Source organism: Pengzhenrongella frigida (assembly GCF_004168625.1).
Taxonomy (GTDB): Bacteria; Actinomycetota; Actinomycetes; order Actinomycetales; family Cellulomonadaceae; genus Pengzhenrongella; species Pengzhenrongella frigida.
Genome location: NZ_SDWW01000004.1, coordinates 35736 through 47661, shown reverse-complemented (window position 1 = coordinate 47661; position 11926 = coordinate 35736). Strand labels below are relative to the sequence as shown.

Sequence of the window (11926 nt, the reverse complement as noted above, 5' to 3'; positions counted from 1 at the left end):
GGTACGCGCGGTCGCCCGCTGCTACCTCTCCCGGACGGACCCTCGCCGGGTCAGATCCCGAGCTGGAACACGCCCCAGTACGCGAGCATCACGAGGAGCACGACCGATCCGAGACTGACCAGAGCGAGGGAGGCCACGGCGGGAACTCCCTGGACCGCTTGACGGTCCGGATCGCCCCGCACGTCGTCGAGGCGGTTGACCAGCACGGCGCCGGCGACCACGGTGGCGATCCCGAGCAGCCGCACCCCGATCCACCCGCCCTGGACGACCCAGGGGTTCTGGTCGTAGTCGAGCGCGAGCTTGGTGATCGCGAACAGGTACCAGACCAGCCCGGCCACGGTGAGCACGGACCCGAGCCCGAGGCAGAACAGCGGTCGGCCCAGACCGACGGCGAACCCCGTGCCGCGGCGGCGCAGCAGGCGCGCGCACAGCCACACCCCCGCGCCGACGACGATCGCGCCGCACGCCCCCAGCACGGTGTTCAGCACGGTGTTGCCGTCCCCGAACCACCGCGGCGTGGGCACGGGTTCGGCCCGGAAGGTCTGGTGCGGCTGGTCACCGGCGACCTGGGGTGCGGCCGTCGCCGTCGCCGGCAGGCCGTCGATCCACCGGGAGAGGTCCCGGACGAAGTCCGCGGAGATCTCACCGTCCACCCGGATGCCGTGGTTGGCGTCGGCGTAGTACCGGACGGTGACCTGGTCGTTGCCCGCCACCGCCAGGTCCGTGATGATCTGCTGGGCGCCCTGCACGGTCGGCATCGACGCGTCGCCCGTGCCGTAGGCCACGAAGGTGGGCTGCGCCATGCGCTGCTGGTACGGCGTGACCTCGAAGTCCGCGTACTCGAAGCCACCGCCCGGGAACGCCATCCCGACGGCGCGTGGGATGGCGCGGAACACCCCCTGCGGCACGCCCGTGTTGCGCAGGTAGGAGTCGGCGGCGAAGGCCGCCTGCTCGCGCGGCGGGACGACCGGGGCGGAGATCAGGGCGGCGAACGCGAGCACCGGGTGGTCGGCCGCCATCACCGGGACGATCCAGGCCCCCTCGCTCTCCCCGTACACCCCGACGAGGTCCGGGTCGACCTCCTCGACCGCACGGAGCACCTCGACCGAACGCTCGTAGTCGCGGGCCATCTGGACGTAGTCACGGTGCCGGTTGGAGTAGGTGTCGAGGCGCTTGTTCGGGACCATCGTCACGACGCCCGCGCTGGCCAGCGCGTGCGCCTGGGTCTTGAACGCCTGCACGTACGCCCCGGTACCGGCGCCGTGCACGAACACGATCCCGGGCAGACCGGCGGGCGCACCCACCGGCGTGCTGATCTGCGCCTCGATCACGGTCCCGTCGAGCTGGACCGGCACGACCCGCGTGGTGACCTCGTACGTGCCGACCGGCGTCGCGTCCACCGGTCCCCCGATGACGGTCGAGGAGCTCTCCATCATCAGGGGGTCGGTCAGGGCGACCGGGTCCCACTGCGGCCCCATGGTCGCCCCGGCAACGGCGAGCGCGATGACGCCGATGGCGCTGGTGGCAATCGTTCGGAAGAGCACCCGCGCATCCTAGGGGGCGACCCCTAGAAGCCCATGCGTCCGAGCTGCTTCGGGTCGCGCTGCCAGTCCTTCGCGACCTTCACGTGCAGATCGAGGAACACCCGCGTGCCCAGCAGCGCCTCGATGCCGCGACGGGCCTCGCTGCCGACGTCGCGCAGGCGCGCACCGCCCTTGCCGATGATGATCGCCTTCTGGCTGTCGCGCTCCACGTAGAGGTTCACCCGCACGTCGAGCATGGGGGTGGGGCCCTCGCGGGCCACGATCTCGTCGACGACGACGGCGAGCGAGTGCGGCAGCTCGTCGCGCACGCCCTCGAGCGCCGCCTCGCGGACGAGCTCGGCGACCATCACGACCTCGGGCTCGTCGGTCAGCTCCCCGTCCGGGTACAGCGCCGGCCCGGGGGGCAGGTGCCCGACGATCACGTCGGTGAGCACCTCGACCTGGTACCCGTCGACCGCCGAGACCGGCACGATGTCGGCGAACTCGCCGAGCTGGGAGATCGCCAGGAGGTGCTCCGCGAGCCGGCCCCGGCCGATGAGGTCCGCCTTGGTCGCGACCGCGATCACCGGCGAGCTGACCTGGGCCAGCTGCGCGGCGATGTAGCGGTCGCCGGGGCCGACCTTCTGGTCGGCCGGGAGGCAGAAGACCACGACGTCGACCTCGGTCAGGGTGTCGCGCACGAGCGCGTTCAGCCGCTCCCCGAGGAGAGTGCGCGGGCGGTGCAGCCCGGGGGTGTCGACGAGCACGAGCTGCGCGTCGGGCCGGTGCACGATGCCGCGGATCGTGTGCCGCGTCGTCTGCGGCCGCTCCGACGTGATCGCCACCTTCTGCCCGACGAGGGCGTTGGTCAGGGTGGACTTGCCCGCGTTGGGCCGCCCGACCATGCAGGCGAATCCGGATCGGAAGTCAGTCATCTCGAGGCTCCAGGCAGGTCAGGGCGATCGTGGGAGGAGGAAGTGGAAGGTACGGAGGCGGACGAGGCGGACGACCCGCCGAATCCTGAGGCGGTGACCGGCGAGGTCAGCGCGACGATGAGCGTGGCGAGCTGTTTGCGGCGGCCCTCCACGCGATCACCGACGAGGTGCAGACCGTGGATGTCACCGACGGAGCCCGGCAACGGGACCTTGCCGATCGCCTTGGCGAGCAGCCCGCCGGCGGTGTCCACGTCGTCGTCGTCCAGGTCGAGGTCGAACAGCTCGCCGAGCTCGTCGACCGGCAGCCGCGCGGGCACCCGGAAGCGCCCGTCCCCCAGGTCCTCGACCTCCGGACCGGAGTGGTCGTGCTCGTCGGTGAGCTCACCGACGATCTCCTCGAGCGCGTCCTCGATGGTCACGAGACCCGCGATGCCGCCGTACTCGTCGACGACGATCGCGATGTGGGACGCGCTGGACTGCATCTCGCGGAGCAGGTCGTCCACGGGCTTGGTCTCCGGCACGAACACCGCCGGTCGCAGGGCCGTGCCGACCGGGTCGTTCGCCTGGCCGGGCGCGTCCTGCAGCCGCCGCACGACGTCCTTGAGGTAGACGACGCCGAGCAGGTCGTCCACGGAGTCGCCGATCACCGGCATGCGGGAGTAGCCGGAGCGCACGAGCAGCGCGAGGACCTTGCGCAGCGGCGAGGTCGCCGACGTCGTGATCATCTCGGTGCGCGGCACCATGACCTCGCGCGTGAGCGTGTCGCCGAGCTCGAAGACCGAGCGGAACATCTCCCGCTCGTCGTCCTCGATCCCCTCGGACTCGCTCACCCGGTCGACCATGTCGCGCAGCTCGTCCTCGTCGACCTCGCCGGTGCGGCGCGCCACCGGGGCGAGCTTGCCGATGGGCAGCCGGACGACGACGGCGAGCAGGCCCGAGAGCGCGACGAGCACCTGCAGCGGATGGTTGCGACCCAGCATGCGCGGGCTGATCCGCACGATCACGAGCGCGACCAGCCCCGAGACGAGCACCGAGAGCAGCAGCACCTGCCACCAGTCGAGCGACCCGGACGCGAGCCCGAGCGTGATGCAGGTGGTGGCAGTCATCTCCGCCACGAGCCGGACGAAGGCGGCCGTGGCCGCCGTGCGGGCCGGCGCGGCGACGAGTCGACGGATCCGGTCGGCGTGCGGCCGGCCCTCGACGACGAGATCGCTCACGGCCGAGCGGGTGACCCGCAGCACCGCGGCCTCGCCCGCGGAGAGCAGCGCGGCCAGGACGATCCCCGCAGCAGCGAGCGCGACCAGGAGCCCGATCGGGGCAGCGTTCATCGGCCAGCGAGGAACGTGAGCAACAGCTGGCGCTGCAGCGCGAACATCTCCTTCTCCTCCTCGGGCTCCTCGTGGTCGTAGCCGAGCAGGTGCAGGATGCCGTGCGTGGTGAGCAGCAGCAGCTCTTCCATCGTCGAGTGACCGGCCTCGCGGGCCTGCCGGGCCGCGACCTCGGGGCACAGCACGACGTCGCCGAGCAGACCGGCGGGGGTGATCTCGCCGTCGAGCCCGGGCCGGAGCTCGTCCATCGGGAACGAGAGCACGTCGGTAGGTCCGGGCTCGTCCATCCACTGCACGTGCAGCTCGGTCATCACCTCGGTGCCGACCAGCAGGATCGACAGGTCGGTCTGGGGGTGCACCCGCATCTGGTCGAGCACGTAGCGCCCGAGCGCGGCGAACTCGGCCTCGTCGGTCTCGTAGCCGGACTCGTTGTTGACCTCGACGCTCATCGGGCTTCTCTCGTCTCAGGTCGGGTATCGGTGCGGGGCTCGGGTCGGCGGGCGGTTCGCCCGTCCCGCCCGTGGCTCCGGTGGTCGCCGGACCGGGCGGGGCCGTCGGGCGCCACGTCCCAGCGGGCGTAGGCGTCGATGATGTCGCTCACCAGGCGGTGGCGGACGACGTCGGTCGAGGTCAGGCGGCAGAACGCGACGTCGTCGACGTCCTCGAGGATCTCCTCGACGACCCGCAGGCCGGAGGCCGTCCCGTGCGGCAGGTCGACCTGCGTCACATCGCCGGTGACGACGACCTTCGAGCCGAAGCCGAGGCGGGTGAGGAACATCTTCATCTGCTCCGCCGAGGTGTTCTGCGCCTCGTCGAGGATGATGAACGCGTCGTTGAGGGTGCGCCCGCGCATGTAGGCCAGGGGCGCGACCTCGACCGTGCCGGCCTCCATCAGCCGCGGGATCGAGTCCGGGTCGACCATGTCGTGCAGCGCGTCGTACAGCGGTCGCAGGTAGGGGTCGATCTTCTCGCTCACGCCACCGGGCAGGAACCCGAGCTTCTCGCCGGCCTCCACCGCCGGGCGGGTCAGCACGATCCGGTTCACCTGGTGCGACTGGAGGGCCTGCACCGCCTTCGCCATCGCGAGGTAGGTCTTGCCGGTCCCGGCCGGCCCGATCCCGAAGGTGACCGTGTGCCGGTCGATCGCGTCCACGTACTCCTTCTGGCCGGTGGTCTTCGGCCGGATGGTGCGTCCGCGGTTGGAGAGGATGTTCAGGGTCAGCACGTCGGCGGGCCGGGTGCCGGCCGGCGCGGTCAGCATCGCGACCGAGCGGCTGACGACGTCGGCCGTGAGCGGCGTGCCGGCCGCGGCGACCTCGGTCAGCTCCTCGATTAGGCGGGCGAGCAGCGCGACCTCGCCGGCGGGACCCGCCAGGGTGATCTCGTCTCCCCGGACGTGCACGTCGACGGCGGTGAAACCGTCCTCGATGGCCCGCAGGACCTCGTCGCCGAGCCCCAGCAGGGAGACCATCGCAACGGTGGACGGGATGGTGATCCGGTGCTCGACGCGCGCGGGCGAACCACCGGGGGTGCGCCGTGCGGGTGTGGTCTCTGCCATGGGACGGCCGGTGCGGCCTGAGTTCTCCTCGTTCCGGGCGCCGCTGGTGCGCGCCGCTCCGCCTCATCCTACCGAGGACCTCCCGGGATGCCTCCGTCGGGCGTTCCCGACCGGGTCAGGCGGGTGTCCAGCCGAGGCGGACACCGCCCAGCACATGGCCGTGGGCGTGGAAGACGGACTGCCCCGACTCCGGGCCGGTGTTGAAGATGAGCCGGAACTGGCCGTCGGCCTCGGTCCCGGCGACCTGGTCCGCGAGCTCGACGACCGCGGCGAGCAGCCGGGGGTCGGCCGCCGCGAGCTGGGCGACGTCGGCGTGGTGCTCGCGCGGCACGACCAGCACGTGCAGGGGGGCCTGCGGGTTGATGTCCCGGAACGCGACCGCATCGGCGTTCTCGGCGACGACGTCGGCCGGGATCTCGCCCGCGACGATCCGACAGAACAGGCACTGAGCGACGGTTGACATGCAAGTCAGGCTATCCCCGGCGTGGCTCGTTGCCCTGGGCTGGCCGACCCGGGTTGACTGGACGCCATTCCCCCACGGAGGTCACCATGACGAGCCCTGCCTCATGACGCGTTCGACGAACCCGCTCCGCGCATCCCTGCGCCCCGTGCGGAGCGCTGGTCCAGGACGGGTGATCGCGGTCGCCACGCTCGCCGTCGCCGCGGCGCTCACGCTGGGCGGCTGCGCGGACGCGGACACCACCCCGAGCGCATCGACCGAGGCCACGGAGTCGCCGTCGGCCACGCCGAGCTCGACTCCGACCACGTCACCCGAGGCCGAGCCCGCCGAGACACCGGCGACGGACGAGACCGGGACGACCACCATCGCGACCCCCGCGGACGGCTCGACGGTCGCCGGACCGCAGGTCGAGGTCACCGGGGCGGGCACCGCGTTCGAGGGGACCCTGACCTGGCGGGTCCTGGCGGCCGGCACCGACGACGTCGTCACGGAGAACTTCACCACCGGCGGGGCCAACGGCACCATCGGCCCGTTCGCGTTCACCGTCGAGCTGGCTCCCGGCAGCTACACGCTCGAGATCTGGGAGCCGGACATGTCCGACGGCGAGGGCGACGGCGTCGACGACGCGCCACGCGGGTTGGCCACGACGACGTTCACGGTGTCCTGACGGGCGCGGTGTCCTGACGGGCGTTGGACCTGGCTGAGCTCAGGTCCAGCGCCCGAGCCGTTCCGCGAGCAGTGCCAGCGCGACGGGTCCCGCGGTCGAGGTGCGCAGCACGTGCGGGCCGAGCCGGACGACCTGCGCCCCGGCCCCGGTCAGGGTCGCCAGCTCGCGGTCGCTGATCCCGCCCTCGGGGCCGACGACGACGAGCACCTCGCGCGGCGCGATGCTCGGGTCGCCGGCCGAGAGCCCGGCCATCGGTCGGGCCACCGGCGACGGCAGCGAGACCTGGGCCAGCGGCACGCTCGCCTCCTCGTGCAGCACGAGCGCGACCCCGCCGGCACCGACCACGGCGCGGACCCGAGCGGCCAGCCCGCGATGGTCGACGACCGGTTCGACGGCGGGCACGTGCGCCCGCCGGGACTGCTTCGCGCCCGCCCGCACGATGCCCTGCCAGCGCGCGAGACCCTTCGCGGCGCGGTCCGCCCGCCACACGACGATGGAGCGCTCCGCCTGCCAGGGGAGTACGCCGTCGACCCCGATCTCGGTCGCGGCCTCGATCGCCTGCTCGTCGCGGTCACCCTTGGCGAGCGCCTGGACGAGCACGAGCGCGACCTCGGGCCGGGGCTCGTCGACCCGGTCCGCGACGAGCACGCGCAGGCCCTCGGGGCTCGCGGCCTCGACCGTGCCGACGAGCCGCACCCCCGCGCCGTCGACCACGTCGACCCGCTCACCCGCGTGGCGTCGTTGGACGACGGCGGCGTGGCGCCCCTCGGCGCCGGCCAGCACGTAGACCGACCCGGGGGCATAGCCGGTGAGTGAACCGGGCTCCGCGAGGAAGACCGGCGCGCTCATCGCGCAACCCCGCAGGGTGCCGGGGTCACCGGCCCGAGAGCTTGTCGCGCAGCTTGGAGAACACCTTGCCGTGCGCCGCCGACAGGCGGGCCTCGGGGCGCTCCTCGCCGCGCAGCGCCGCGAGCTGGCGCAGCAGCTGCTCCTGCTCGGGGTCGGTCGCGGCGGGGACCTGGACGTCGATGTGCACGTGCAGGTCACCACGGCCGCCGATGTGCAGGTGTCCGACGCCGAGGCCCTTGAGCGTGACGACGTGCGCAGGCTGGGTACCCGGACGCAGGTCGACCTCCTGGGTGCCGTCGAACGTGTCGAGGTCGAGCACCGTGCCGAGCGCGGCGGCCGTCATCGGCACCTCGAGCGTGCAGTGCAGGTCGTCACCGCGGCGCACGAACTTCTCGTCCGGGCGCTCGCGGACCTCGAAGTACACGTCGCCGGGGGGTCCGCCGGCCGGGCCGACCTCGCCCTGACCGGTGAGCTTGATCCGGGTCCCGGTGTCCACACCGGCGGGCACGTCGATCGTGAGCGTGCGCCGCGAGCGCACCCGACCCTCGCCCGAGCACTCGGGGCAGGGCTCGGGGATCATCGTGCCGAACCCGTGGCACGCCGCGCACGGCGAGGACGTCATGACCTGACCGAGGAACGAGCGCGCCACGCGCTGCACGACGCCGCGCCCGCCGCACACGTCGCAGGTGCGGGGCGAGGAGCCCGGTCGGCAGCACGAGCCGGAGCAGGTGGTGCACACGACGGCGGTGTCGACCTGGATCTCGCGCCGCACGCCGAACACCGTCTCGGCGAGGTCGAGGTCGAGCCGCACGAGCGCGTCCTGGCCGCGCCGGGCGCGCGGGGTCGGACCCCGCTGCGCGCTGGCGCCCTGGGCCGCACCGAAGAAGGTCTCGAAGATGTCCTGGAAGCCGAAGCCCCCGCCGCCACCCATCCCGCCGCCGGGCGCGGACGGATCGGAGCCCATGTCGTACTGCCGCCGCTTGTCCGGGTTCGACAGCACCTCGTAGGCGCGCGAGACCTCCTTGAAGCGGTCCTCCGAGCCGTCACCCGAGTTCACGTCCGGGTGGAACTCACGAGCGAGCCTGCGGTAGGCCTTCTTGATCTGCTCGGGGCTTGCGTCCCGTTCGACCCCGAGGATCTGGTAGTAGTCGCTCACTGGTCACTTTCTGCAGGAAGTACGGGGCATTCGTCGGTCGGAATCGGGTCCGCGCGCATCACGCCGCGAGGATCCGAGACAAGTAGCGTGCCACGGCGCGCACCGCGGCGATGGTTCCGGGGTAGTCCATCCGGGTCGGGCCGATCGACCCGATGCGCGCGACGGAGTCGCCGTCGTTGCCGTACCCGGTGGTCACGAAGCTCGTCTCGACGAGCCCCTCGTGCTGCGTCTCGTGCCCGATCCGGACCGCCACGGTGACCGAGTCCTGGGCCATCTCCGTGAGCAGCCGCAGCAGCACGACCTGCTCCTCGAGCGCCTCGAGGACCGGGCTGAGCGTGTGCGTGAAGTCCATCCCGCCACCGCGCGCGAGGTTGGCCGTGCCCGCGAGCACGATCCGCTCCTCGCTCTCCTCGGCGAGCGTCTCCTCGATGACCTGGATGACGGACCGCACGAGCGGCCGGTCGATCGGCGCGAACGCGTCGGGCAGGTTCTCGAGCGTCCCGACGAGCTGGGCGAGTCGTTGGCCGCTCGCGACGGCGTTCAGCCGCGTGCGCATCTCGGCGACCAGCAGGTCGGTCACCGGTCCGGCCAGCTCCAAGGTCCGCTGCTCGACCCGGCCGGTGTCGGTGATGAGGACGACCAGCAGGCGCCGCTCCCCCACCGGCACCAGCTCGAGGTGCCGCATCGCCGAGTGCCGCAGCGAGGGGTACTGCACGACGGCGACCTGATGGGTCAGCTGCGCGAGCAGCCGCACCGAGCGGTCCACGACGTCGTCCAGGTCGACGGCGTTCTCGAGGAAGTCCTGGATGGCGCGCTTCTCCGGCGTCGACAGCGCCTTGACCGTGGAGAGCCGGTCCACGAACATCCGGTAGCCCTTGTCGGTGGGAACCCGCCCGGCCGAGGTGTGCGGCTGGGCGATGTACCCGCCCTCCTCGAGGGCTGCCATGTCGTTGCGGATCGTGGCGGGTGAGACGCCCAGACGGTGCCGTTCGACGAGCATGCGGGATCCGACGGGTTCACGCGTCTCGACGTAGTCCTCGACGATGGCGCGCAGCACGTCCAGCCTGCGGTCTTCGCTTCCCATCGCACCTCCCACCCTCGAGCCGTCGTGACCATTGCACATCCCGGGTAGCACTCGACACCGGGGAGTGCTAATTCTACGCTGCAGCCGGTGAGATGTCCTGGACCACCGGCTCAACCCCGGCCGTCCGCGGGGTGACGGGCCGGCTCGCGGGCGGGGTGGCGGGCCGGCCGGCGCGCGGCCGGGCCGTAGGCTGCCGCGGTGAGTCCGACAGATCGCTACGGCCCGGATGTGCTCGCCAGCAACGCGCCCGGCAGTCATCCGCGCCGGCCCAGGACGTCGACCCCGCTGGCAGCGACGCCCGGGCTCGTCGTCGAGGACGTCACCTCGGGCTGGGTCGGCGCGGTGGTCCGGGTGGAGAAGTCCGGCGGGATGCACGTGGTCGTGGTCGAGAACCGGCGCGGGGTCACGCGGACGTTCCCCCTCGGTCCGGGGTTCTGGGTCGACGGCGAGCCGGTCGTGCTGACGGCGCCCGCCGGCCCGACCGCCCCCGCCCGCCCGACCCGGACGGCCTCGGGATCCCGCGCGGTGCACGACGCCCCGGCCCGCGTCGCTCGCGGCAGCCGGATCTGGGTCGAGGGCAAGCACGACGCCGAGCTCGTCGAGAAGGTGTGGGGGGACGACCTGCGTGTGGAGGGGGTCGTCGTCGAGCTGCTCGACGGAGTCGACAACCTCGCCGACGCGCTGCGGGACTTCGCTCCCGAGCCGGGTCGTCGCGTCGGGGTGCTGGTCGACCACCTGGTGCGCGGGTCCAAGGAGAGCCGCCTGGCCGCGGACGCGCTCCGGCTCGCACCGGCGGGCACGGTGCTGGTCCTCGGGCACCCGTACGTCGACGTGTGGCAGGCGGTCCGGCCAGAGCGCGTCGGGCTGACGGCCTGGCCCACGATCGAGCGCAGCATCGAGTGGAAGTACGGCATCCTGCGCGAGCTCGGCTGGCCGGCGGCGGACCAGGCCGATGTCGCCCAGGCCTGGAAGCGGATCCTGGGCACGGTGCGGAGCTACGCCGACCTCGAACCCTCGCTGCTCGGCCGCGTCGAGGAGCTCATCGACTTCGTCACGGGCTGAGCGCGGACCACCCCTCGGACAGGGGTCTCACCACGCGCGACGCGATCTCGCTAGTGTTGAGGGCGGCTTGGTGATCCTCAGATCACCGGCGCCCGCTGTGCCACATCCTCCGCGAAAGGCCCGCCATGTCCGACCAGTACCCGCCGCCGCCAGCCGACGGCGTCCCGCCGAACACCGGCCAGGTCCCGCCGAACTACGCCACGCCCGTCCCGCCGCAGTACGGCACGTCGGCACAGCCTCCTTACGGCTCGCCGGCACAGCCGCCCTACGGCTCGACTCAGCAGCCGTACACCTCCGCGGCTCCGCTCGACGACGCCCAGACCCGGCAGTGGGCAGGTCTGGCGCACCTCGGTGGCATCCTCGGATTTCTGCCGTCGCTGGTCATCTGGCTCGTCTTCCGCGAGCGCAGCGCGTTCGTGGACCAGGAGGCGAAGAAGGCGCTCAACTTCCAGATCTCGGTGCTGATCGGCTACGTCGGATCCGCCGTTCTGGGCGCGCTCCCCTTCATCGGCGGGCTGAGCGGCCTCGTCACCCTGGCGATCTGGGTGACCTCCCTGGTCTTCTCCATCCAGGGCTACCAGGCCGTCCAGCGCGGCCAGGCCTACAGGTACCCGTTCACTCTGGATCTGATCAAATGACCGACAACTCCCCTGAGAAGCCGTCGGACGTACCGTCCGACGCGCCGTCTGACCTGCCGTCCGACCTTCCGTCCGACGTGCCCTCCGACGTGCCGTCCGACGTGCCGTCCGACGTGCCGTCCGACGTCCCCTCGGACGCGACCACCGACCTCCCGAGCGACGCGACGCCTCCTGCGGCCCCGTCGGCAGGTCCCGTGCCGCCACCGGCTCCGGGCTACGCCCCGCCGCCGACCGGCGGATACGCGCCGCCGCCGACCGGTGGGTACCCCCCGCCGCCCGCACCCGGCTTCGGCGGACCGCAGGGCTACCCGCCGCCCTACGCTCCCGGCACGCTCCTGAGTCCCTCGGACCAGCGCACGTGGGCCGTCGTGGCCCACCTCGGGACCCTGATCGCCTCGATCCTCACGCCACTGATCATCTGGCTCGTGTTCAAGGGACGCGGGGCGTTCCTGGAGGACCAGGCGAAGGAGTCGCTGAACTTCCAGATCACCGCGACGATCGCCGCGATCGTGCTCTCCATCGTCGGCGTCATCACGTTCGGTATCGGCTTCTTCCTGTTCCTCCCGTTCGGGCTCGCGTGGCTGGTCTTCATCATCATCGCGGCCGTCCAGTCCAGCCAGGGCGTGCTCTACCGCTACCCCCTGACGTACCGCTTCATCAAGTGAC

13 protein-coding genes are annotated in these 11926 nt (G+C 72.2%); 4 read left to right on the top strand and 9 right to left on the bottom strand.

The annotated features are described in order from the left end of the window. Positions 1-50 precede the first annotated feature (50 nt). From EUA98_RS02375 to EUA98_RS02350, 6 genes are all read right to left on the bottom strand, one after another. Positions 51-1544, bottom strand: coding sequence for an alpha/beta hydrolase family protein (locus tag EUA98_RS02375; RefSeq protein ID WP_130101065.1), 1494 nt, complete (start codon positions 1542-1544; stop codon positions 51-53). A gap of 23 nt (positions 1545-1567) precedes the next feature. After that, the gene (gene era / locus EUA98_RS02370; protein WP_130101064.1) at positions 1568-2458 is read right to left on the bottom strand and encodes a GTPase Era; all 891 of its coding nucleotides are present in this window, start codon (positions 2456-2458) and stop codon (positions 1568-1570) included. Next, positions 2455-3786 carry a hemolysin family protein gene (locus EUA98_RS02365; protein ID WP_130101063.1) on the bottom strand — a complete coding sequence of 444 codons (1332 nt, stop codon included), beginning with the start codon at positions 3784-3786 and terminating at the stop codon, positions 2455-2457. Before EUA98_RS02365 ends, era begins: the two co-directional genes overlap by 4 nt. Further along, positions 3783-4235 (bottom strand): rRNA maturation RNase YbeY, encoded by a 453-nt coding sequence (gene ybeY, locus EUA98_RS02360; protein WP_130101062.1) that lies wholly within the window; start codon positions 4233-4235, stop codon positions 3783-3785. Before ybeY ends, EUA98_RS02365 begins: the two co-directional genes overlap by 4 nt. Further along, positions 4232-5344: a PhoH family protein gene (locus EUA98_RS02355; RefSeq protein WP_130101061.1), complete on the bottom strand. Its 1113-nt coding sequence runs from the start codon at positions 5342-5344 to the stop codon at positions 4232-4234. Before EUA98_RS02355 ends, ybeY begins: the two co-directional genes overlap by 4 nt. A gap of 115 nt (positions 5345-5459) precedes the next feature. After that, on the bottom strand, positions 5460-5807 hold the full coding sequence (locus EUA98_RS02350; RefSeq protein ID WP_130101060.1) for a histidine triad nucleotide-binding protein: 348 nt from the start codon (positions 5805-5807) through the stop codon (positions 5460-5462). Positions 5808-5910: 103 nt separating this feature from the next. Here EUA98_RS02350 and EUA98_RS02345 point away from each other — a divergent pair, with 103 nt between their 5' ends. Next, positions 5911-6471 carry a Gmad2 immunoglobulin-like domain-containing protein gene (locus EUA98_RS02345; protein WP_130101059.1) on the top strand — a complete coding sequence of 187 codons (561 nt, stop codon included), beginning with the start codon at positions 5911-5913 and terminating at the stop codon, positions 6469-6471. 39 nt (positions 6472-6510) lie between these two features. Here the strand turns inward: EUA98_RS02345 and EUA98_RS02340 are convergent, their stop codons facing one another. Genes EUA98_RS02340 through hrcA form a run of 3 tightly spaced genes read right to left on the bottom strand, consistent with a single transcriptional unit; the run spans position 6511 to position 9560 of the window. Continuing rightward, positions 6511-7320 carry a 16S rRNA (uracil(1498)-N(3))-methyltransferase gene (locus EUA98_RS02340; RefSeq protein ID WP_130101058.1) on the bottom strand — a complete coding sequence of 270 codons (810 nt, stop codon included), beginning with the start codon at positions 7318-7320 and terminating at the stop codon, positions 6511-6513. 25 nt (positions 7321-7345) lie between these two features. After that, entirely contained in the window at positions 7346-8476 is a 1131-nt protein-coding gene (gene dnaJ / locus EUA98_RS02335; RefSeq protein ID WP_130101057.1) for a molecular chaperone DnaJ, read from the bottom strand. Between the two features lie 58 nt (positions 8477-8534). Next, on the bottom strand, positions 8535-9560 hold the full coding sequence (gene hrcA, locus EUA98_RS02330) for a heat-inducible transcriptional repressor HrcA (RefSeq protein ID WP_130101056.1): 1026 nt from the start codon (positions 9558-9560) through the stop codon (positions 8535-8537). 198 nt (positions 9561-9758) lie between these two features. Between hrcA and EUA98_RS02325 the strand changes: the two genes are divergently transcribed. The 3 genes from EUA98_RS02325 (at position 9759) to EUA98_RS20000 (ending at position 11925) form a co-directional block, all read left to right on the top strand. Then, positions 9759-10622: a DUF3097 domain-containing protein gene (locus EUA98_RS02325; protein WP_130101055.1), complete on the top strand. Its 864-nt coding sequence runs from the start codon at positions 9759-9761 to the stop codon at positions 10620-10622. A gap of 125 nt (positions 10623-10747) precedes the next feature. After that, complete coding sequence (locus EUA98_RS02320; protein ID WP_130101054.1) at positions 10748-11260, top strand: DUF4870 domain-containing protein; 513 nt, start codon at positions 10748-10750, stop codon at positions 11258-11260. Further along, entirely contained in the window at positions 11257-11925 is a 669-nt protein-coding gene (locus EUA98_RS20000; protein ID WP_207218942.1) for a magnetosome magnetite crystal formation protein family, read from the top strand. Before EUA98_RS02320 ends, EUA98_RS20000 begins: the two co-directional genes overlap by 4 nt. Position 11926 lies beyond the last annotated feature (1 nt).

Bases quoted from the DNA above. Each gene is read 5' to 3' on its own strand.
- era (WP_130101064.1), bottom strand. From the start codon at position 2,458: ATGACTGACTTCCGATCCGGATTCGCCTGCATGGTCGGGCGGCCCAAC.
- EUA98_RS02365 (WP_130101063.1), bottom strand. From the start codon at position 3,786: ATGAACGCTGCCCCGATCGGGCTCCTGGTCGCGCTCGCTGCTGCGGGG.
- ybeY (WP_130101062.1), bottom strand. From the start codon at position 4,235: ATGAGCGTCGAGGTCAACAACGAGTCCGGCTACGAGACCGACGAGGCC.
- EUA98_RS02355 (WP_130101061.1), bottom strand. From the start codon at position 5,344: ATGGCAGAGACCACACCCGCACGGCGCACCCCCGGTGGTTCGCCCGCG.
- EUA98_RS02350 (WP_130101060.1), bottom strand. From the start codon at position 5,807: ATGTCAACCGTCGCTCAGTGCCTGTTCTGTCGGATCGTCGCGGGCGAG.
- EUA98_RS02345 (WP_130101059.1), top strand. From the start codon at position 5,911: ATGACGCGTTCGACGAACCCGCTCCGCGCATCCCTGCGCCCCGTGCGG.
- EUA98_RS02340 (WP_130101058.1), bottom strand. From the start codon at position 7,320: ATGAGCGCGCCGGTCTTCCTCGCGGAGCCCGGTTCACTCACCGGCTAT.
- hrcA (WP_130101056.1), bottom strand. From the start codon at position 9,560: ATGGGAAGCGAAGACCGCAGGCTGGACGTGCTGCGCGCCATCGTCGAG.
- EUA98_RS02320 (WP_130101054.1), top strand. From the start codon at position 10,748: ATGTCCGACCAGTACCCGCCGCCGCCAGCCGACGGCGTCCCGCCGAAC.
- EUA98_RS20000 (WP_207218942.1), top strand. From the start codon at position 11,257: ATGACCGACAACTCCCCTGAGAAGCCGTCGGACGTACCGTCCGACGCG.